The 19,482-nt window shown below is 48.7% G+C and carries 15 protein-coding genes; 1 reads left to right on the plus strand and 14 read right to left on the minus strand.

Features of this window, described 5'->3' with window-relative positions; translation table 11 throughout:
• Window positions 1–61 precede the first annotated feature (61 nt).
• The 6 genes from fosX to QTL79_RS01030 form a co-directional block, all read right to left on the minus strand.
• Complete coding sequence (gene fosX / locus QTL79_RS01005; protein WP_428845452.1) at window positions 62–463, minus strand: FosX/FosE/FosI family fosfomycin resistance hydrolase; 402 nt, start codon at window positions 461–463, stop codon at window positions 62–64.
• A gap of 187 nt (window positions 464–650) precedes the next feature.
• Window positions 651–1,376, minus strand: a complete 726-nt coding sequence (locus QTL79_RS01010) for an MIP/aquaporin family protein (RefSeq protein ID WP_346353066.1) — start codon at window positions 1,374–1,376, stop codon at window positions 651–653.
• Window positions 1,377–1,400: 24 nt separating this feature from the next.
• Window positions 1,401–2,891, minus strand: coding sequence for a sigma-54 interaction domain-containing protein (locus tag QTL79_RS01015; protein WP_346353067.1), 1,491 nt, complete (start codon window positions 2,889–2,891; stop codon window positions 1,401–1,403).
• A 310-nt stretch (window positions 2,892–3,201) separates the two neighbouring features.
• A complete protein-coding gene (locus QTL79_RS01020; RefSeq protein ID WP_346353068.1) occupies window positions 3,202–4,344 on the minus strand; it encodes an acyltransferase family protein in 1,143 nt (380 codons plus the stop codon).
• A gap of 109 nt (window positions 4,345–4,453) precedes the next feature.
• Complete coding sequence (locus QTL79_RS01025; protein WP_346353069.1) at window positions 4,454–5,266, minus strand: substrate-binding periplasmic protein; 813 nt, start codon at window positions 5,264–5,266, stop codon at window positions 4,454–4,456.
• A gap of 17 nt (window positions 5,267–5,283) precedes the next feature.
• Entirely contained in the window at window positions 5,284–7,260 is a 1,977-nt protein-coding gene (locus QTL79_RS01030) for an ATP-binding protein (protein ID WP_346353070.1), read from the minus strand.
• A gap of 464 nt (window positions 7,261–7,724) precedes the next feature.
• Between QTL79_RS01030 and QTL79_RS01035 the strand changes: the two genes are divergently transcribed.
• Entirely contained in the window at window positions 7,725–9,011 is a 1,287-nt protein-coding gene (locus QTL79_RS01035; RefSeq protein WP_346353071.1) for a condensation domain-containing protein, read from the plus strand.
• A gap of 160 nt (window positions 9,012–9,171) precedes the next feature.
• Here QTL79_RS01035 and QTL79_RS01040 read toward each other — a convergent pair whose 3' ends face one another.
• From QTL79_RS01040 to QTL79_RS01075, 8 genes are all read right to left on the minus strand, one after another.
• Window positions 9,172–11,103 carry an alpha-amylase family glycosyl hydrolase gene (locus QTL79_RS01040; protein WP_346353072.1) on the minus strand — a complete coding sequence of 644 codons (1,932 nt, stop codon included), beginning with the start codon at window positions 11,101–11,103 and terminating at the stop codon, window positions 9,172–9,174.
• A gap of 162 nt (window positions 11,104–11,265) precedes the next feature.
• Window positions 11,266–12,372, minus strand: coding sequence for a pyridoxal phosphate-dependent aminotransferase (locus QTL79_RS01045; RefSeq protein ID WP_346353073.1), 1,107 nt, complete (start codon window positions 12,370–12,372; stop codon window positions 11,266–11,268).
• Between the two features lie 291 nt (window positions 12,373–12,663).
• On the minus strand, window positions 12,664–13,980 hold the full coding sequence (locus QTL79_RS01050; protein ID WP_346353074.1) for a sigma-54 interaction domain-containing protein: 1,317 nt from the start codon (window positions 13,978–13,980) through the stop codon (window positions 12,664–12,666).
• 122 nt (window positions 13,981–14,102) lie between these two features.
• Window positions 14,103–14,999 carry a class I SAM-dependent methyltransferase gene (locus QTL79_RS01055; RefSeq protein WP_346353075.1) on the minus strand — a complete coding sequence of 299 codons (897 nt, stop codon included), beginning with the start codon at window positions 14,997–14,999 and terminating at the stop codon, window positions 14,103–14,105.
• Window positions 15,000–15,312: 313 nt separating this feature from the next.
• Window positions 15,313–16,629 (minus strand): amidohydrolase, encoded by a 1,317-nt coding sequence (locus tag QTL79_RS01060; RefSeq protein WP_346353076.1) that lies wholly within the window; start codon window positions 16,627–16,629, stop codon window positions 15,313–15,315.
• Between the two features lie 34 nt (window positions 16,630–16,663).
• On the minus strand, window positions 16,664–17,122 hold the full coding sequence (locus QTL79_RS01065) for a hypothetical protein (protein WP_346353077.1): 459 nt from the start codon (window positions 17,120–17,122) through the stop codon (window positions 16,664–16,666).
• Window positions 17,119–17,913 (minus strand): DUF3100 domain-containing protein, encoded by a 795-nt coding sequence (locus QTL79_RS01070; RefSeq protein ID WP_346353078.1) that lies wholly within the window; start codon window positions 17,911–17,913, stop codon window positions 17,119–17,121. Before QTL79_RS01070 ends, QTL79_RS01065 begins: the two co-directional genes overlap by 4 nt.
• Before the next feature lie 235 nt (window positions 17,914–18,148).
• A complete protein-coding gene (locus tag QTL79_RS01075; protein WP_346353079.1) occupies window positions 18,149–19,459 on the minus strand; it encodes a helix-turn-helix domain-containing protein in 1,311 nt (436 codons plus the stop codon).
• Window positions 19,460–19,482: the final 23 nt, after the last annotated feature.

Below are 19,482 nucleotides of genomic sequence, written 5' to 3' on the forward strand. Positions count from 1 at the left end.
CACCCGTCCTATTCGGCTTCCGACGAGGCAATTCCTGCCGCTGTCGTTCACGCACATTTTTTCACTTCGCGTATCGTTCTAACCTTTTTTCCAACGTTCCGGTATGTAATTCGAAGAGATGATTATCAAAATCATAAAAATAAAGCGATCTTCCTTCGCCATCCACACGCGAGCGCGGTCGCTTCCGTTCGATCCCCAAAGCCACGATCCTTTCTTCATAGCGCGCAAAATCATCCTCAGCGATTTGAAACGCGACATGATGATAGCTGCGTTCCTTCAACGGATCGCCTTCCATCAGCGCGATCCATTGTCCGCCGATTACGAAAAAGCGTTCTTTGCTCAGCGAGAATGTCTTTTCGCCGCTCGCATACACCTCTTTCGCGTCAAAGACGTCTTTGAAAAACTTTGCCGCTCTTTCCAAATCGGCCACGATGAACGTGATATGACTGATGCCCTGAATCATCTTCATCCACTCCTCTTACTGCTCTTTCGCCTTATTCTACTTCGCTCTTTCCCGGCTTGCCATATCGCGGGCGTAATGTTTGCATCACAAATTGCAAAAAGCTCTGAGAAAACCTCAGAGCTTTTCGTTTTAGCCAGCCGCTTATCCTTGCCACTTTACTTTCATATACCATTCTCTGACCGGAACATCAAATCAGTTCCGTAGCCCGGGCAATGGCAAATCCGAGCAGACCGCCCAGCATCGGACCGAGAACGGGAATCCATGCATAATTCCAGTCCGAATCTCCCTTGCCTTGGATCGGCAGCAATGCATGCGCAATGCGCGGGCCTAAATCACGCGCCGGGTTTAGTGCATAACCGGTGGTGCCGCCTAAGCTCAAGCCAATGGCCCAAATCAATATGCCCACCGACCACGGTCCGAATCCCGGAGCAAGAATACCGACATTTTTCGAATAGATCGCGAATACTGGTACGACCAGCATGGCCGTACCGATGATTTCCGACGCAATGTTTGCCACGTTGTGGCGAATCGCCGGTCCGGTAGAAAACGCCGCTAAAATCAAGTCGCAATCGTCCGTCTCCGCCCAATGCGGCCAAAAATGAATCCACACGACACAAGCCCCGACAAAAGCGCCAAGCAATTGGCAGACCATCGTGATTGCCGCCTGAGCAGGAGAGTACATTCCCATCAGCGTCTTCACCAATGTCATGACCGGATTAATATCGGCATTTTGCGCCCCAGTCGCAATCGCGCAAAACACACCGATGATGACGGCAAACGTCCAACCCGCGGTCACGACCAGCCAACCGCCGCCTTCTGCTTTTGTACCGCGCAACGCGACATTCGCCATCACGCCGTTGCCTAAAACAATCAAAACCATTGTACCAAAAAATTCGCCAAAATAACTTGTCATATACTCCTGCGACTCCTTTCAATCTCACTCGGCCCTATCCAGGCCGTCTATGCCGTATTTGTGCGCTTTAGCCGCAACCGTCTTATGCGTGATGCCAAGCACTTTTCCAGCCGCCGTATAGCTGCCGTGCTTTTCCAATGCAGCCCGGATGATCTGCTTTTCGTATTCCGCCAGCGGAAATAATTCTCCAGCCTTGATGATGCTGTCGTCAGGCGGCTTCATTCTTTCCGCCATGCAGCACGCAGGGATGTCTTCCAAACCGATATAGGAATTATCGGTAAGCGCAACCATCCTTTCGACAATATTGCGTAGCTCGCGTGTATTTCCCGGCCAATCGTAATTAACTAAAGCCTCCATCGCCTCATTCTTGATCCCCAGTATCTTCTTCCCAAGATCCTGACTGAACTTTTTCATGAAATGATCCAACAGCAGCGGAATATCCTGTTTGCGATCGGTCAGCGACGGCAAATAGATCGGAATTACATTGAGCCGGTAATACAAATCAGCGCGAAAACGATTTTCTTTCACCAGCCGTTCCATATTCTGATTCGTCGCAGCAATAATGCGTACGTCGACTTCGATCGTCTCCTCTCCGCCGACCCTTTCAAATTGGCTGTTCTGTAAGACACGCAACAGTTTCGCTTGCATGTTCAATTCCATCTCGCCGATCTCATCTAAAAAAATCGTACCGCAGTGAGCCAATTCGAACTTTCCTAATTTTCGTTTGATGGCGCCGCTAAACGAACCTTTTTCATGACCGAACAACTCACTCTCCAAAAGATTTTCCGGAATGGCCGCGCAATTTATTTTAACCAGCGGTCCTTGTGCGCGCGGACTGGCTTGGTGAATGCCTTCCGCAATCAATTCCTTTCCCGTACCGCTCGCGCCGCAAAGCAAAACAGTAGACTGCACCTTAGCAGCTTTGGCCGCCAGCGCTAACAGTTCTAGCACCGTTTGGTTCACACCGATAAAACGTTCGAAGGCCTTGCCTGCTTTTAAGCTTCGCAGCATTTTTTGTTCTTGCGACTCACTCTTTAAGCGTCCCGTATGCCAACTTGCCTCTTTCATTTGTCTGGACTTCTTTTCAAGAAACTCGACCTTACGGTACGACAATTCCAGTTCTTCTTTCAACTGGCGAACCTGCTCCTCCAACGAGACATCGCTTGGCAGAGAGGCCAAAACCAGTTGTTGCGTCAATGTTTGTATGTCTTGCGCCAGTTTATACGTATCCTCACTCGCGTCTTCCCTCTGCAACCGTTCTTCCATATATTCTGACATGAGTTGCAAAACAATATCGGCCTGCTGTCCATCACTCTTTATCCGCACCACTTGGCTTTGCTTGGCGAGCAAAGAAAAAACCGTAAAAAAATCAGTGGCCGCCGCCATGATTTGTTCCGCATCATAAAAAAACAGCGGCGTATGATATTGCCGCTCCAGGGCATAGGCTTTTTGTGCAATATCGACTGCTAGTCGCAGTGTAAATGAACCTCCATTTGTCGGTACTGCTTTTTCCATAACTAAATAATACCCCCATCAAATCTACATACCCCAGCAAGCATGCAGCAAAAACAAGCTCACAACCAATCCTAAGCTTTTAGGCTTTTTAAGATGCCGTGTTTAATCATTAGCCCATCTGAGATATTCTTCATAGGCCCTCAAACGCAGCAACTCTTAGGCTTTTCAAAACGCCACAATAAAATAACATTCAAGAAACATTTCTCAAATCCTCCCACTTCTTCAAGTCTTAGGAGATGATGACAAAGAACAAGCCGCCCCACTCAACATAGGGCAGCTTGTTAACGCTTTCTCTTTACTCATTTTCAGACTAAAGAATTCGCTTTAAAAGCGGCAAACGCCGCAGGACAAAATGTGCCAGCGCAAAGCAAAGCGGCAGCGCCAAGACCGACAGCAATGCAAACTTCAAGAGCGGCCAGAATTGCAGATCGCGTAGCAGCAGCGTCAGTGTGATGATAATGGGCGCATGAAAGACATACACGGCAAACGAATTATCTGCCAGCGTTTGCCAAAAGCGGCTTTGCCGATTGCACTTTTCTTTGAACAACGCCAACAGACCAATGGACATGCCTACGCCGAAGAACGACTCCAGCAGCGCATAACAGGCAGCTTGCCACTGCCAGCCGCCTGTTATGACATCAATGCTTTGCATTCTTAAAACGCCGCCGCCGATCACTACCGCGATCCAGCATGGAATCCCCAAGAACAAGACCGCCTTCAGCCATTTCAAACCGTACTCATAGCGCAGCTCGGCAAGCCACTGATTGCGGCTTGCCGCAATACCCGCCGCAAACAAAAAGACGTATTCGGAAAAAAAGCAAAACTGCATGTTCAAAATTGACGTACCGATCGGCTGCACCAGACGAATCGCAAAGGCGACAATGGCAATCAGCAAAATCAGTCCGATGCAGTACCGGGTCGTAAGCGGACACAACGGTCTGCTTCCATTCGCTTCTCCCTCCAGTAAACGAAAGAGAGCGTAGAAGAGTGAAAAAATCAGCAGCGCCACGGCAAACCAGAGCGGGCCGGAGCCGCCAAGAAAAGCGAACGAACTGACGTATCTCGCATACCAAGCAAAAAAATCCGCTTGCTGCCATACTCCGGCAGTCCGCAGTATATAGAGATTCAGCGGCTGCACCAGCAGCATATAAAACAAAGCCGGAACGCCCAAGCGCAAAAAGCGATCCGCAGTAAAGCGCCAAAAACCTTTCCGGTCATATGCGCCCGGAACAAAGCAGCCCGCGATAAAAAACAGCAATCCCATGAAATACGATTGATTGAACGAATTGAAAAATAAAAATACCGTTTGCTGCACCGGCCCCAGCGCCGCTTTTTCTACGTAGTACCAACTGCCAATGCCGCTATACGTAACGGACAAATGCTGCATGACGACAAGCCCGATCAGCAGCAAGCGCAGATAGTCGATATACACTTCCCGTTTCACCGCTCCCATGCCGTTCCTCCTATTCGATCGCTTCTTTATTTTCGCCGCAATAATCTACAACATTTTTCTGCTCGGCTACGCCCCAAACGCTTTTGAACGCGCGCGTTCCCAATTTTCGCTACCGTGTGTAACTGTCGATGATCCGCTGTTGCGTTCCGTCTTTTTTCATTTCTGCCAGCGCTGCATCAAACTTATCACGCACCGCGCCAAGCTCTCGTTTCTTAGCAAAACCCAAATAGACATCCGTTTCGTTGACCGCCGGACGCAAACTTTTCACACGATACATTTTGCCTGCTTTCTTTAATTCATGCAAAATGACGTATTCGCCTTCCACATAGATATCAATTCTGTCGCTCAACAATTTCTCAATGTTATTCTCCACTTCAACCGCTTCCTCAACCTTGATCGTTCCTTCTTTTACGGCCGCGTCAAAAGGAGCCCCATAACTGAAGCCATTGATCACGCCGATGCGATATTGACTTAACTTGCTCAGATCACCGTCAAAGGTTATTGCCGATTCTTTTTTTACCGTTATCAGTTGCCGATCTGTCGCTATTGCCTGCGAATAATCGATGAAAGCTTCCCGCTCCGGCGTCTTCCAAACCGTAAATATGGCATCGACGTCGCCGCTTTCGATCATTTTCAAAGCCCTGGCCCAAGGATAAATCGTAATTGTCGCTGTGTAACCGGCCCGCCGCAACCCTTCTCTGACGATCTCCACAGACAGCCCCACGGCCTCTCCATTCGCTTCATATTCATAGGGCGGGTACACATCACAAACCAGCGTTAGGTTTTTTCCCGCCCTTACCGAAGGCGGCGCTACTTGTTGCGGCTCCGCCTCCGGTTTAGCCATCTGGTTAAAACAGCCGAAATTCAGCAACGATAAACCCACTACCAAGAGTAGCTTCATCCGACCGCACCGCATCATCATCGTTCTCCCCTCCCCGATTATCCTTCGGATAGTTGATTCCCTTCCAGCACCCCATTAGGCAGACGAATCACTACCTGAATTCCGTGACCAACTTCGCTGCGGCATTCGATGCTCCCTTTAAAGAGCTGGGTTACAATATTGTATATCACATACATGCCCAAGCCCGTACTGCCGCCGCCTCGATTCGTAGTGTAAAACGGTTCGAATATCTTCGCGAGTACACTGCCATCCATCCCCTTGCCGTCATCGCGATAGCTAAGCACAAAATGATCGTCCGTCTGTTCCCCGTTGATTTGAATCATACCGGCCGCCCCAGCTTCATAGCCATGCAACAACGAATTCATTACCAGGTTCGTAATAATCTGACCAAATCCGCCTGGATAAGCATCCAACTCGCAGTTTTCATCACAGTCCACGATCACTTCGATCCGGGTATGTTTCAATTTAGGATGCAACGTCAGCAAAATGCCATCCAGATACTCTCGCACCTTGAAGACGCGCCGGATTTCACTGGCCTGATCTACCGAGATTTGCTTGAAATTTTGCACCAATTTTGCCGCCCGTTCCAGATTCCGCTCCAGCATTTCATCAATCTCTTTACTCTCTTGCAGATAGTTCTTTAAGGCATTCCGGCTTAATCGACCATTTTCATATTTGCCTTCCAGATCCCGGTTCAGTTCGCCCCAACGCGACGCCAAAGTCACGCCAAGCCCAAGCGGCGTATTGATTTCATGCGCAATTCCGGCAACCAGCGTACCCATGGCGGCCATTTTCTCCGATTGAATCAGTTTATCCTGCGTTTGATTCAGTTGTTCCAACGTATGAATCAATTCCTGGTTTATCGCCGTCAATTCTTCATTCATCGCCGTCAACTCTTGCGTCCGAACCTCCACTTTGACTTCCAGTTCATCTCTCGCTTGGCGCACTTGTTCCTCCGCCATCTTTCGTTCGCTAATGTCATGCCAGGCAAACAGGACGCAACCTTCACCGCCAATTTCGATGACCTCCGCCGAATAGACGCCGCTTCGCACCGAGCGATCTTTCGTCAGCCAAGCGCCTTCGCGCTGCCGGACTGCGCCACTGACACGCAACTCTTCATACAACTCTTCATAGTCCTGCCGCTCTTTCCACAGCCCAAATTCAAGCGAGCGTCGTCCAATTATTTCTTCCCGCTGATAACCAAGCATCCGAAAAAAGCTCTCACTCACATCGATATATTTTCTATCCGCCAGGCGGACGATGCCCACCACATCGGCAATATGATGAAAAGCCTTGCGAAACCGCTCTTCCGATTCCGCCAGCGCCGCTTGCGTCCGTTCACGTTCTTGCTGCATCCACTCGAGACGCTCCAGCATATAATTGAAACGCTCCGCTAATACGCCAATCTCATCTTGGGACAAAACAGGAAGTCGCTTTTCTAAATTGCCGCGAGCAATTTCATCGGTTCCTTTGCTCAAAGCCTCAATCGGTTTTATCACCGACCGCGAAACAAAGAGGATCATCAACCATAGAATCCCCAGCACCACTATTATTCCTGCGACAGCTTGGCCTATTTCCCTTTGAATATCACGCTGCCGATAATGCGTGGTAATCCCAACATTCAAGGTACCAATCACGCTTTCATCTTTATAGACAGGTTCGTGTACCGTCACGATTTTATCGGTCTGATATTCGTCCCCTTCCTTGCCCTTATGATAAATGACCTTGGCTCCTTCCGCTTCGATCGTGACCCAACCAATTTCTTTGTTTTGCATCAAGGCATCGCCAACGCTGTTAATGCCTCTGCGATTATAATCCCAGATCGGATTAACCAGCGCCAACGCCGCTAAACGATTCAGTTTCTCGGCCTTTTCCTGCCATTCTTCATGAATCGTACTCGTGATAAAAACGGTACGCGCTAAGCCGAACAATGACATCACGACAAATACGGTTACTAACAGATACAACATCAAGCGTTGGCGAATGGATTTCAGCGCCCATTTCTTTTCCGCCATATTGCCTCCTTCTGCAGCATGCCGCACCTTGCTCATTTGTCATTGTTAAGGCTACTTTCACATCCGACAATTCTTCAGCAATACTTCGCCGAAATCGCTCTCACTTCCTGCTATTTTTTCCCATCTCTCTGCTGTTATGAGAAAGTGGATCCTTTTATGAAACGGAAGAAAAACCGCCAGACTCGATTATTTCAATCGCCTCTGGCGGCTTGCTATGTTTAGAATTCTAGAGTTTAAAGCGATTTGTTTTTCGCAAATTTTTTCCAGGTTTTCAGAGTTATTCACGCCAGCCCAGGGGAAAGATAAGTGTCTGCTTTACAAAGGAATCCGCCGCCAGCCATAGAATAGCAAAGATAAAGCGCACCAGTAATTATAGCAGCTGCAAAAATTCCGCCCCGCTCTTCGAACCCATTTTTCATCACAATCTTTTCTTGGTGCAGACAAGCAACTAGGAGCGATGCTTAATGAAAAAGGAACTCCCTTCTTATCCCGTTTTTTCCCAAGATGTTTTCAACTATCTCAGCGCCAAATATTTTGCAAACAACCAACTCAGCTATGTAATCAAACTCAACGGCAGAATAAATGAGACGCTTCTGCGCGATGCCCTGACGCAATCCTTGGCCGCCGAACCCGTTTTAGGTTGTCGGTTCATCGAAAGGGATGAGCAAGCGATTTGGCTGCAGCACCCGGATCTTAAGCGTCTAGAATTATGCTCTGTCGTCGAAACGGACAACAGTGAAAAAGAAGTACAACAATTCATTGCTTCTCCCCATGATTTCGAGCGCGATTGCCAGATAAAAGCCACAATAATCCGTTCCGTTACAGACACCTTGTGCATCAAGGTCAACCATGCCTGTTGCGATGCGGGCGGTTTCAAACGCTATCTCACCCTTTTGTTATCCATTTACGAACATCTTTACCAGGGCCGCCAGTACTTCATCCCCCCCAATCCGTCCGCCAACCGCAGCCAGGAGCCGATCTTTCAATCCCCCGCTATTGCCGCCTGGCTTAAAACCGCGAATACCGAAATCGACATGATGCCGACCGTCGCGCTCCCCTTCACGCCCGGAAAAGACGAAGCGCCTTTCGCCGCGGTGGGACAAACGACGCCCGCACAGTTCGAGCGCCTCAAAAAACAAGCACATGCCCATAGCGTCACGATCAATGACCTTCTCTTGACCGCGTATTTACGAACGCTTGGCGTTATTGCCGAAGCGCCGCAAAAAACAATTGCCGTATGCAACTCCGTCGATTTGCGGCGTTACCTGCCTGACCAGACCATAAGCGCCGTCAGCAATCTTTCCGGGATGAACCTGATTAGGGGCAGCTGCGCTCCGGCGGAATCTTTCGCCGCTACACTGCGTAAGGTCGCAGCAGAAACAACCCACATGAAAAATAATCAACCGGGCATAAACATGGCGTTGTTTATTGCTACCCATGGAAGCATGCCGTTTAAAGACGCCGATTTGCAATGGCAAGGGTTCAAAGAGATGTCGGCTCAGACCAATTTATGCAACCCCTGGCTTTCCAACGTTGGAATCCTTGCCGAAAAACCCGTCTCCTTTGGCTCTGCAACGGCCATCGATTGCTATATGATCGGCCCCGCTTTCTTTGCCCCTGCTTTTATGCTGCTCACCAGCACCTATAACAACGTTTTAACCTTATCGATAAACTTTTTCCAATCGACTCTTAAAAAAGCGGTTGCCGAGCAGATCATCCACTCGATCTTGGATGACCTGCAGAACTGTTAAGAGATAGCCTTACTTCATCACAAAACTCCGCCCGTTTCGGTCACTTTGATCGAAGCGGGCGGAGTTTTCTATGGGGATGCAAAGCCTCAACTAAAATAACAAGTCTTTAAAAAAGCCGGAGTCATCTAAAAAGCCCCGCCCTCCTGAAAAACAATCTAGCTCAATCCACTTTTTCATAAATGACAAAACCATGGGCAGGAACGGTAAGTTGTACTGCGTTTCGAGCATTGAGGGAAACTACTGACAGAGCCTCCGGTACGACGGATGGATCGGATGCATAGATACACCGCAACTGATTACCGGGACTGTGCAAATCGGAATCGATAGTAGTCCAGGCCATTTGATGATTGGATGTATCCGTATTGATAGCCAGCAAGATTTCAGTTTGGTTAAAGATGCGGGACCAAGGGATAATCGAGAGCATCTTTTGGCCCAAAAACTGCGGATAACCAAACGTTATGCCGTCACCGGAAATTTCGCGCAAATACTGTCTGCCTCGGCGCAATGTGATTTTGTCGCTGCGTACGGCTAATATTTTTGCCAGCTCTATATAAAGTGGATGATTTTCGTTGAAAAAGTGTCGGTCACGGCTTCGAAAAGCGCCGAAGGCGCCGCCAAACATCGCTTCCCGCAGATAACGATCGTTGTCGCCTGCACCGTCAAAGCCCTGCTCACTACCGTAGTAAATACAAGGAATCCCCAACGTTGTCGCATTGAGCGCAAACGCATTGAGAATCAATTTTTTCCCGTCTGGCGTTGCAGAGAAACGGGCTTTATTATTTCCTTTGCGTACTTCATCATGATCTTCAAACAAGGTTACGATCTTGTTGTTAAACCAGGTATGCGCGCCTTTGTTTACCAGCAGTGAGTTGCGAAACAAAGAAAAATAGTCATCTGGATTGCACTCTCCTTTTACGAGAGCTTCCAGTCGGTCTGGCGTGTCATCGATTCCCAGCGCTGCACTGATGCCCGTTTCCTCCACTGATTGATAAGCCTGATCACGTCCGCCAGTGATTTCGCCAATGATGTAGAAATTTTCTTTGCCAATGCTTTGCGCAAATTCACGGATAGTGTTAGTGAAAAAGCGGGTAGCGCCCAGTTCCATATGTTTTACGGTGTCGAGGCGAAAGCCATCGAGATCTGCGAAAGCAATCCAGAACTTATAAACTTCGCACAGATGCAAAAGCGCAGCGGAAGGGACAAAGGCCGCTGCATTATTCGAATCAACATACGGCTGCTTCAGTTCGATGTCCTTCAGGTTAAAAAAATCTCCTTCCAGATATTCTGGATAGTTATCCCAGCCTCTGATGAAGCCTTTCTGCGTAAAACTGGCAGGAGCCTGAAGTTCCACCGGCCAGATGGCATGACAGATGGCTTGCGTTTTATCTGGCTCAAACGGAACGCTCGGTTTCCCACTCTTGTCATGATAGGCCGCCGCACGATAGCAACCTCCATCCCAGAAAAAATCTGGTTGACCATCTACTGTATGATGGCGGGCAGAATCTGGAGTATAGGAAAAGACATTGCCGGAATGATTGATGATGATGTCGAGAATTACATAGATACCATGTTCATGTGCCGTGGCGACCATATCCTGAAAATCTTCGCGGCTGCCGAAGTGAGGATCGACATCAAGATAATTTTGAATCGCATAGCCATGGTAGGTATCCTGATAATAGACTTGCTTTAAGAGCGGACTTACCCAGATGGCAGTAACGCCGAGCCGTTTCAGGTAACCGATTTTGCTTTTCAACCCTTTTAATGTACCACCGACCCAAGTGCCGCCTGAATTTCTCCAGGCAGCTGCCTCTTCCGGCGTTCGGATCGCATTGCCGTTGTCTGCAGCATCTTGAAAAAGCGGAGTCGTGCCCGATTTATCGAGCATGCCGTTGTTGTCGAGAAACTCAGCCTCAGCGCCGTCAGAAAACCGATCTAGCATCAAGAAGTAAAGCACTTGATCCTCCCAAGCTGACGGGGATGGATGCATTTTACGCTTGCACAACTTATTAAAATTAATTTCAGATAGACTTCGTTCCACCTCACGATCATACAGTTCTTCCATGTTGGAAACAGGTTTGATTTTCTTCGCCATGATTACACCTCCTTTTTTATGGCCCAGGGTGCAAAGGTCACTTTAAAAAGACATGAACAATAGCGCAATATCGAATATTGAAGCAAATCAGGCCATCCCCATCGTAGCATAAATAAATTTACACTGTCAATTTTTGCCAAGTCAAAACAGGAAGTTTTCTATCTATCCTCGTTCAATCGATTCAACGACTTGAAGCAATTTTTCGATATCACTAGGAATCCTCAAACGCACCGCATTTTTCCCTACACCGATAAAATCCTTGCCGGCTTCTGTAATTACGTTGTTTTTCAGAAAGAGGCGTTGAAGATCGACGCTTTCATCCGGATGCTCCAAGACCAGAATCGGAACAGAGCTGTGCGTATGCCACGCCTTGATTTTCTTGCAACCGTTCTGAAGTCTGGTTTTCGCTCTTCGAATTTTATTTACGGAATCCTCGATAAAGGCAGTATCGTCTAGCGCGCTTTGCAGGATTCGGCAGCCAAGGTCGGAAACAGCGAATGGCGTGTCGACTTTTTTGTAATACGGCATCAGCGTTTTGCTGCAGACCAAATAGCCGAGACGCATTCCGGCAAGACCAAAGCCTTTGGAAAAAGATCGCACGACGAACAAATTTTCGAAGGCATCCACTAACCGAACCGCCGAATTGCTTTTGTCCATAAAATCGCCATACGCCTCATCGACAATGACGCAGCAGCCCATGCCTTCGGCTTTTTCAACAATCGCCCGTATTTCGGACAACGGCAGAATCTGACCGGTGGGATTGTTCGGGTTGTCTATATAAATTAGTTGCGTCCTCTGCTTCATACGCGCCATGAACGCATCCGCATCAAATCTGAAATTGCGTTCCCGGCGCAACCGAACGTAAGCGTACTCTCCGCCAAGGCATTGGACTTCTGAGATATACTCCGTAAATTGCGGCGCATACCCTAACACAGCGGTCTTCTCTGCAACCAGCATCTTGTTTATGGTACTGAGGATGCCCATCGATCCACAGCCAAGGCGAATGGCTTCCATACTAATATCGGCCTCCGCTTTCCAGAACGCGGCGATATGTCGCCGCGCCTCGGCGTACGGATATTGCGGGTACTGGTTCAGCTCTTGCGAAAAAATCTCCCGCACCCAAGCCACTTTATCGGAATATCCGTATGGGTTTGTGCCATAGGCGCAATCCAGCATGCCTTGCGCTGTACCGACCGTTTCTTCCTCAGAAACGTAACTGGCACGTTGATAATTCATCAAATGGGACTTCACAGCATATTTTGCGTTCATCAAATTCCTCCAATCGAATAACTGCTTATCCCTTTAGCAAAAAGCGCGCCAAAGCGTTGCAACCGCCATTAAGCGGCGAATTTAAAGGGCTGCACAAAGCTACTTGCAGAAAACAGAAGAACGGTTTGTGTAAATATATTTACACAAACCGTTCTTCTGTTTTTAATTTCCGCCCTACTCCTTCGCTGCAAGCTCTTACCGCGCAAGAACTCAGCAGCATCGGCACTCATGTGTAAAACGGTTTACATGTAACTCTTTTTACACAGGCTCCGCTAGCAAGCATCGGCATAATTATTTTCGTTTCAGAAGTTTGTAAAGCGTCGGCCGCGAAATCCCTAACGCCTCAGCGGTCTTCTTCTTATTCCCGCCTAGGCGTTGCAGCACGTCCTGCACTTGACTGGCATCCAATTGCACTGGAGCACAAAGCCGCTTGCATGGTTGCTGCAAACCGGCCAGCTTCAGAACCGCTTCCGTAATATATTCTCCTTCACAAATGACCAAAGCGCGTGTGATAACATTTTCTAATTCCCTCACATTGCCGGGCCAAGTATGTTCGACTAGCAACCGCTTTGCCGTTTCATCAAGGCCCATGACATCGCTGTGAATCTTTTGCCTCAGTTTTTTTACAAAATGATCGGCCAAAAGAATAATATCGCTCTCACGTTCCCGCAGCGGCGGGATATCCAGATAGAGTACCTTCAAGCGATAATAAAGATCCTTTCTGAAATGCCCTTCGCGAATCCGCTCTTCCAGATCTCTGTTCGTAGCGGCAATAATTTTCACATCGACATGAACCGGTTTGGAACTTCCAATTCGGCTGATGCTAAGAGTTTCAATCACCCGCAGCAATTTTGCCTGCAGGTGGATAGGCATTTCTCCGATTTCATCCAGAAACAGAGTGCCGCCGTCAGCCGCTTCGAACTTGCCCATTTTCCCTTTTTTTGAAGCGCCGGTAAAAGCGCCTTCTTCATAGCCGAACAACTCGCTGTCGATCAGATCGTTTGGGAAATTCGCGCAGTTTAGTGCAATGAACGGCGCTCCCGCTCGTTTGCTGTGATTGTGGATGGACTGCGCAAACAGCTCTTTCCCCGTACCGCTCTCGCCTACAATCAACACGTTTTCGTTATTTCTGGAATATGCTTTAGCCAGCTTAACGACGCTCTTGATTTTCGCGCTGTTTCCGATAATCTGGTCAAACGTAAAAAGAGCCGAATAACCCGCAATCGTATCGGCTAATTTTAAAGAGCGTTGCATGCCGCGAAAGATATCGATGGCTCCAATGATTTCTCCGCTCTCGTCCGTGACCGGATAACCCGAATTGATCAAATGGACGGTCTTCCCCTTAAAATCGAGAAAATACTCGATATCAATAATCGGTTTCTTTTTTTCGAGAATCTTAACCAGCAACGGCGTGCCCTTCGTCAATCGATCCACCTTTTGGTGGAGCACGTCCTCTCGCTTAGCGCCCATAATCGTATAGGCCGCCCGGTTTGCGTAGCGGATGTATCCCTCCTTATCGATCATCGTGATCCCTTCCTGCACGGAATCCAATGCCTGAAACAGCATGTCGCTGTCGTCACTCTTTCTCAAAAGCCGCTCTTTACTCATCCGTTTTTCCCTTTCTGACCGCTCCGCTCTGACGCCTGCTGCCGCTTTGAATCGAGCTCAGTCTCTCGCTGCTTCAGCGTTACGGCTTATTTGCCGCGATTACTTTGCCTTCGATTATTCTGCTATTCTACCCACGCTTGCACAATATGAGCATACTTACGGCCTTGCGAATAACGTTTTTGGATATCTGCCTGATCCAAATCTTCCTGAAGTCGAAAGCCTGCACTTGCAAGATCAGCAGCTAGTGTCGATGGATCAAGGGCCGTTTGCATGGGTTCACCTGCCTGTTGTGCTCGCGCCATCTCTTCCTGCATTTGCAAATCTACTTTTTGCGGATCAAATATATCCAGATCAAAATAATCAAAAACGATTGCGCTGCCCGACGGAACAATGTCGGCAATCGCACGCAGCGTCTTGAATACGTCCTCACGGGTCAAGTACATGGTGACGCCAAGCCAACTAAAAAAACTTTTAACCTTTGGATCATACGAAGATTCTTTCAGCACAACTGCCAGATCTTCTTGCGTAAAATCCATTGAAATAAAATTCAGTTGTTCTGGAACAGCCCAGCCTAGTTCCGCAATACGATCTGTTTTGAAACATTGCGTAGCCGGATGATCAAGCTCAAATACGCGAAGTTTGTCCAACATATCCCGACGACGAAAAGCGAACGTATCCAGTCCCGCCCCAAGGATTACATACTGCCGCGTCCCTTCCTTTACCGCAGCTTCAAGAGCATCTTCCGTATAGCGTGAGCGCCCTAAAAGATTAGAGCGGCTGTTCATCGTTTCTGTTATCCGCTTCAGAGCGGTCGCCTTGTCAGGAAAGGCCGCACTATGTTCCGGCGCTTTTAGTTGAAGATACTGGATCAAGCCTTCTTCAATGCGCAAGCGATTCTCCTCCGGAATCAATTGCTCCGCCAGAAAATCGTCAAAAATCTTGGGTTCGCCATGCTTGGCATGGGCGGCACGAAGATAGGCGCACATCATTGCCGTAAGACTGAATTGCTTTTCTTTCACTTGACTGACCTCCCTCATAAACACATAAAGACTAACTTCAAGAAACCGTTTCCAAATCCTTTTTAATTTACCATCGCTCAGCGGATAGATGAATGTCTTTTTGCGCTCTAAAACCTTGTCACTTTCAGGTGCATCCGATAAGCATCGACCTGTAGGAAGCCTTTTAAACTATCGTAATCTTTCTCTGTTCCTCTTATACAACAACTTTTCATCCCCACAGTTGCGAATTAGTCGTGTAAAACAAAACTTTTAAGGGGCTGCCTCAATCAGGCTTTTTACTTCCTGCCTTGAGACAGCCCCCAATATGAACTTGCTATGCGTCGCTGCTAAACGAATCCAAGAATTTCAGATACTCTGCCTTTGTCAGCAGCGGTTTGTCGGCAGCAATAATGTCCTGCGCGGTTTCACCTTCGCCATACAGCAAATCAATCACCGTCAGCGCCATCGCCTGCGCCGTCTTGATATAACCCGCCTCCACATCGGCCACGCAATAATCCGCGCTGTGCAGCGCGCCATGCACACAACCAATCCACGGATGAATCGTCGGCATGATGTGCGAAAGATCGCCAGTATCGGTGCTGCCGGCTTCGTGCGGTCCCACGTTCACCTGTTCTGCTCCATACAGTAGCGCGGCGTTTTCACGAAACACTGCATTTAACGCCGAATTATTGCATAGCGGCAGATAGCCCGGCAAATCTTGAATTTTCACTTCGGCTCCGACCGCATCGGCACCCGCCTGCAGCGCACGGTTTATTTTCGTATTACTTGTCAGCAGAGCCGACACATTGGCCGCTCGGACATAACTTTCCATCCGCACATCATCGGGAACCACATTGACCAAATCGCCGCCCTGCGTAATAATCGGATGAAACCGGACATAGTCCTGTTCACGAAAAGTTTCCCGTTGCGCATGAACGCCCATGATGCCAAGCATCGCCGCATTCAGCGCATTGATCCCTTCCTCCGGCGCCATCGCCGCATGCGCGGCCCGGCCTTGATAATGGACTAATTTTCCGATAAATCCATTGCTGGTGCTGCCGAGTCTGACAAAACTGTCTCCCTCCGGCTTAGTAGCCAAATGGATCTGCAGCGCCATATCAATATCGTCAAAAGCCCCAAGACGAATCAATTCCGCTTTGCCGCCCAAATATTTGATCGACCCAGCCTTGCGCAGTTTATCACGATAGGTGATTTCAACATATTCCTCCGCCGGCACCGCAAAGAACACCACATCGCCAGCCAACTGCTCCATCGCACCGCTGTCGATCAGTCCCATCGCCACAGCCGCCATCGCCGCAATCTGCGCATCATGGCCGCAGCAATGGGCCGCGCCGGTCAACGGATCGGCATCCGGATGCCCCGCGCAAATCACTGCATCCATTTCGCCGAGCACCGCAACCGTCTGCTTCGACTGCCTCCCCTTCAAGCGTCCCTTTACGCCAGTGACCGCTAAGCCCGTTTCATGCGCAATCCCAAGACTGCGAAACAACGCCGCTACCTTAGCGGCTGTTTTTGTCTCTTTAAAGCCAAGCTCCGGTTCCTGATAAATTGCGTTCCGTAATTGCATGATATCACTGCGTCTGTCTGCAATCGCTTGACAGACCTTGCTTTTCAATTCTTCTTTTGTCATTTTTACCTCCCCAGTCCGTCATCCATTCTCCGGCTTACTTGATTACTCCTTCCCAACGCAGCGTAAATTGTGCAATCAGCGTGGCAAAGAGGAACGTCCCCGCACACACCGCCAGCGCGACCGGAACGATGCGCCATGACAATTTTTTAAACAATTCCATATCCTTGCCCAACGACAAACCGGCATACGCCAGAATCGGCGTTGCAATCGCCAAGAACTGTACCTTCTTCGTCACATCGATGATCCAGGCACTGCCGGGAAAAACCGGCAATGAAGCAATAACCGCGACAATTGAGACCCAAAACACCATCGGCAATCTTTTCAAAACCGGCAACTGACTTAGGATCGCGCCGATAAGCCCCAGTCCAATAATGACAGCAACGCCAACTAGCGAACTGGCCCAGTCGATCTTATAGCCGATCCAATTGGCCAGCGCTACAAAGAGTCCCGTCAGCAAAAATGTTCCCGCCAAATCCATCAACTTGTTCATCATGCTACCTCCCGACCAGCAGCTTTGCGCCCCGCCAGTTTATTCAGCAAAACATATAGCCGATTGGCAATCGGCAACGACAGGAACAGGCTTACATAGATGCCCAATATCGTCGACATCAAATTAGCAGCACCGGCATACGCTCTGATTTGCTGCTCCTGTTCAGGATATATCGCAATAATAGAGCCCACCGAAGCGGCCATCATGCTGCCGCTGCCGATTCCCGCCCCCATGGCCAACGCATAGGGATGAAACAAATCAAGCTTTGCAACCGCGCCAGCCAAAACCGCCATCCAAACCGCGCCGAACAGCGTACCGCACACATACATCGCCATAACGCCGCGCCCTTCCGGCGAATCAAGTCCATATTTTTCCGCAATAATGGCAATGTTCGGTTCCCGAGCAATTGAATAGGTCGCTCCGACCGCTTCGCGCCCCATGTTCAGCAAGACGGCAATCGGCAAGCCCAGCAATACCGTTCCTAAGAAATGGCCTATTTCCTGGAGCAGCAACGCACCTTTGGAATGCAGCAGCATCGAAATATTCGGCCCGATATCAAGACCGATCTTCACCAACAGCAACATCATCGCCATCGGCAAAATAGCCGCCGCCCTCTCCATTTGCGACCGCGTCAACAGATTAAGCCGCGGATAACTCACCACGCCGCCCAAAACCATCGCATGCAATAGCGGCAACAAAATCAGTAGACCATACTTGATCATGCCAATTTTTTCCGCAGCAACAACAATTAACAATACAAATAGATGTAGTTTTATTTTACGAAAAAAATCCATTCCTTTTTCCTCCTGTCAGCTATTTCAATTTTTCGCATTCACACCCGACTCGTTCGACTAGCCTCCTTTTATTATTTAGTGAACACTAATGGAACTTTTCCACAATTAAATAATATGGGCCAACCGCATCTTTGTCAATCGTTTTTGCGTCATCTTTACACGACACGTCTTGTCGAAAAGAACTTTTGTCATTAAAAAGCAGTTGCTGTAAAAGTTTCCTTTCACAGCAACTGCTTTAACCTGGGAGTCGATAGATTTTGCTGGGTCTTCCGCGCGAAGGCGCAGCTTCCTCACCTTCAACTTCGATCAGGCCCACATTCTGCAGACCTGATACGATACGCCTGACATTGCGCTCCGTCACCGACAACTGCGCTGCCAATTGGGAGACCGTAAAACGTAACCAGCCAAGCCGACGGATTGTACTTTCGATTTTACGATACGTCTTGATGCCAACTTCAGCTTGATGGAGTTTGGCTAGCAACGCTTCATCATTGCTCTGATAATCATAGCGAACGCTCTGTTCTTCCATAGCTTCGACAATAACGCCGTCATCCTGAACAATGATAATTTGCCTCGCCTCGCTGCCCCGTGCATTATGCAAACCACGATTGGCGTTGATTTCCGCGGCAAAAACGGTTCCGGCAAACCCGATTCCCGCTGCAATGGGAACATCAAACGCCAGAACCTCGGCCATTTCATCAATTACCGCACGCAGCATCGCAAGCTCCTGCTCCACTGCGCCGCGCGAACTGAAGATTTCATAGACGCCCAGCCCTTTTTCCAATAGATAGCCGTCGACTTTCTGGCAAAAGGGCAATAGTACCTGCTTCAACTTTAGTTCGGCATACTGCAAGGCATACGGCGTTTTCGATTTTGCAGCAACTTCGTCATAACGTCCGATTTCTAACAAGATCGAGGCCACTTGCGTATTTTTAAAATAAGAAGAGCGCACCTTTTCAACAATCATTTGTAACGACTGCTGAATTTCCTGTTTTGTTAGCGTAAGATGATAGACCGGTACGCCTTGGCGCTGCAAATGATAAAACACGCTTCGCAGCGGCGTAACGACGCCGTCAATTTTTCCCGCTTCCCATAACTGAAGATGAAAACGATTTACTTCTTCAGCATCATAATGTTGCGCATATTTCTTGATATAGACTTCATCCCAGCCCAGCCCGCTTTCTTCCAGCATATTTTCAATATCCATCGCGCCTTCAAACACATCCACCGAAAATCGCCGCAATATCCCACCATGCCGATGGGCAACCTGGAGACAAGCCATATAGAATCCTGCGCCCAGCGACTTGCAATAATCTACCGCATCATCCGCCGCCAAGTGATCCTTGGCAATCAAATACGTCACAGGCCCGGAAAAAAGCCAGCCACGCACCAGTCCTTTGTTTTTCTGCAAAATAGAGGCGATTTCACATTCATCTTCATACGGAAAAGGCACAAATTCAATGCCCGCGACATCCACCACTTGAGCAACCGACAATATTCGTTCAATCGACGGTCCTGGCCCGATTATGCCAATTCTATGCGTCATAGTCACCCTCATTCCCGCTCATT

The organism is Azotosporobacter soli, from assembly GCF_030542965.1.
GTDB classification, from domain to species: Bacteria; Bacillota; Negativicutes; order SG130; family SG130; genus Azotosporobacter; species Azotosporobacter soli.

What these genes read in the sequence shown, in the direction of transcription:
- QTL79_RS01010 (WP_346353066.1), bottom strand. Translation starts at nt 1,376, where the DNA reads ATGACAAGTTATTTTGGCGAATTTTTTGGTACAATGGTTTTGATTGTT.
- QTL79_RS01065 (WP_346353077.1), bottom strand. Translation starts at nt 17,122, where the DNA reads ATGATGAACAAGTTGATGGATTTGGCGGGAACATTTTTGCTGACGGGA.
- QTL79_RS01050 (WP_346353074.1), bottom strand. Translation starts at nt 13,980, where the DNA reads ATGAGTAAAGAGCGGCTTTTGAGAAAGAGTGACGACAGCGACATGCTG.
- QTL79_RS01070 (WP_346353078.1), bottom strand. Translation starts at nt 17,913, where the DNA reads ATGGATTTTTTTCGTAAAATAAAACTACATCTATTTGTATTGTTAATT.
- QTL79_RS01035 (WP_346353071.1), top strand. Translation starts at nt 7,725, where the DNA reads ATGAAAAAGGAACTCCCTTCTTATCCCGTTTTTTCCCAAGATGTTTTC.
- QTL79_RS01030 (WP_346353070.1), bottom strand. Translation starts at nt 7,260, where the DNA reads ATGGCGGAAAAGAAATGGGCGCTGAAATCCATTCGCCAACGCTTGATG.
- QTL79_RS01075 (WP_346353079.1), bottom strand. Translation starts at nt 19,459, where the DNA reads ATGACGCATAGAATTGGCATAATCGGGCCAGGACCGTCGATTGAACGA.
- QTL79_RS01040 (WP_346353072.1), bottom strand. Translation starts at nt 11,103, where the DNA reads ATGGCGAAGAAAATCAAACCTGTTTCCAACATGGAAGAACTGTATGAT.
- QTL79_RS01015 (WP_346353067.1), bottom strand. Translation starts at nt 2,891, where the DNA reads ATGGAAAAAGCAGTACCGACAAATGGAGGTTCATTTACACTGCGACTA.
- QTL79_RS01020 (WP_346353068.1), bottom strand. Translation starts at nt 4,344, where the DNA reads ATGGGAGCGGTGAAACGGGAAGTGTATATCGACTATCTGCGCTTGCTG.
- QTL79_RS01025 (WP_346353069.1), bottom strand. Translation starts at nt 5,266, where the DNA reads ATGATGATGCGGTGCGGTCGGATGAAGCTACTCTTGGTAGTGGGTTTA.
- QTL79_RS01045 (WP_346353073.1), bottom strand. Translation starts at nt 12,372, where the DNA reads ATGAACGCAAAATATGCTGTGAAGTCCCATTTGATGAATTATCAACGT.
- fosX (WP_428845452.1), bottom strand. Translation starts at nt 463, where the DNA reads ATGATTCAGGGCATCAGTCATATCACGTTCATCGTGGCCGATTTGGAA.
- QTL79_RS01060 (WP_346353076.1), bottom strand. Translation starts at nt 16,629, where the DNA reads ATGACAAAAGAAGAATTGAAAAGCAAGGTCTGTCAAGCGATTGCAGAC.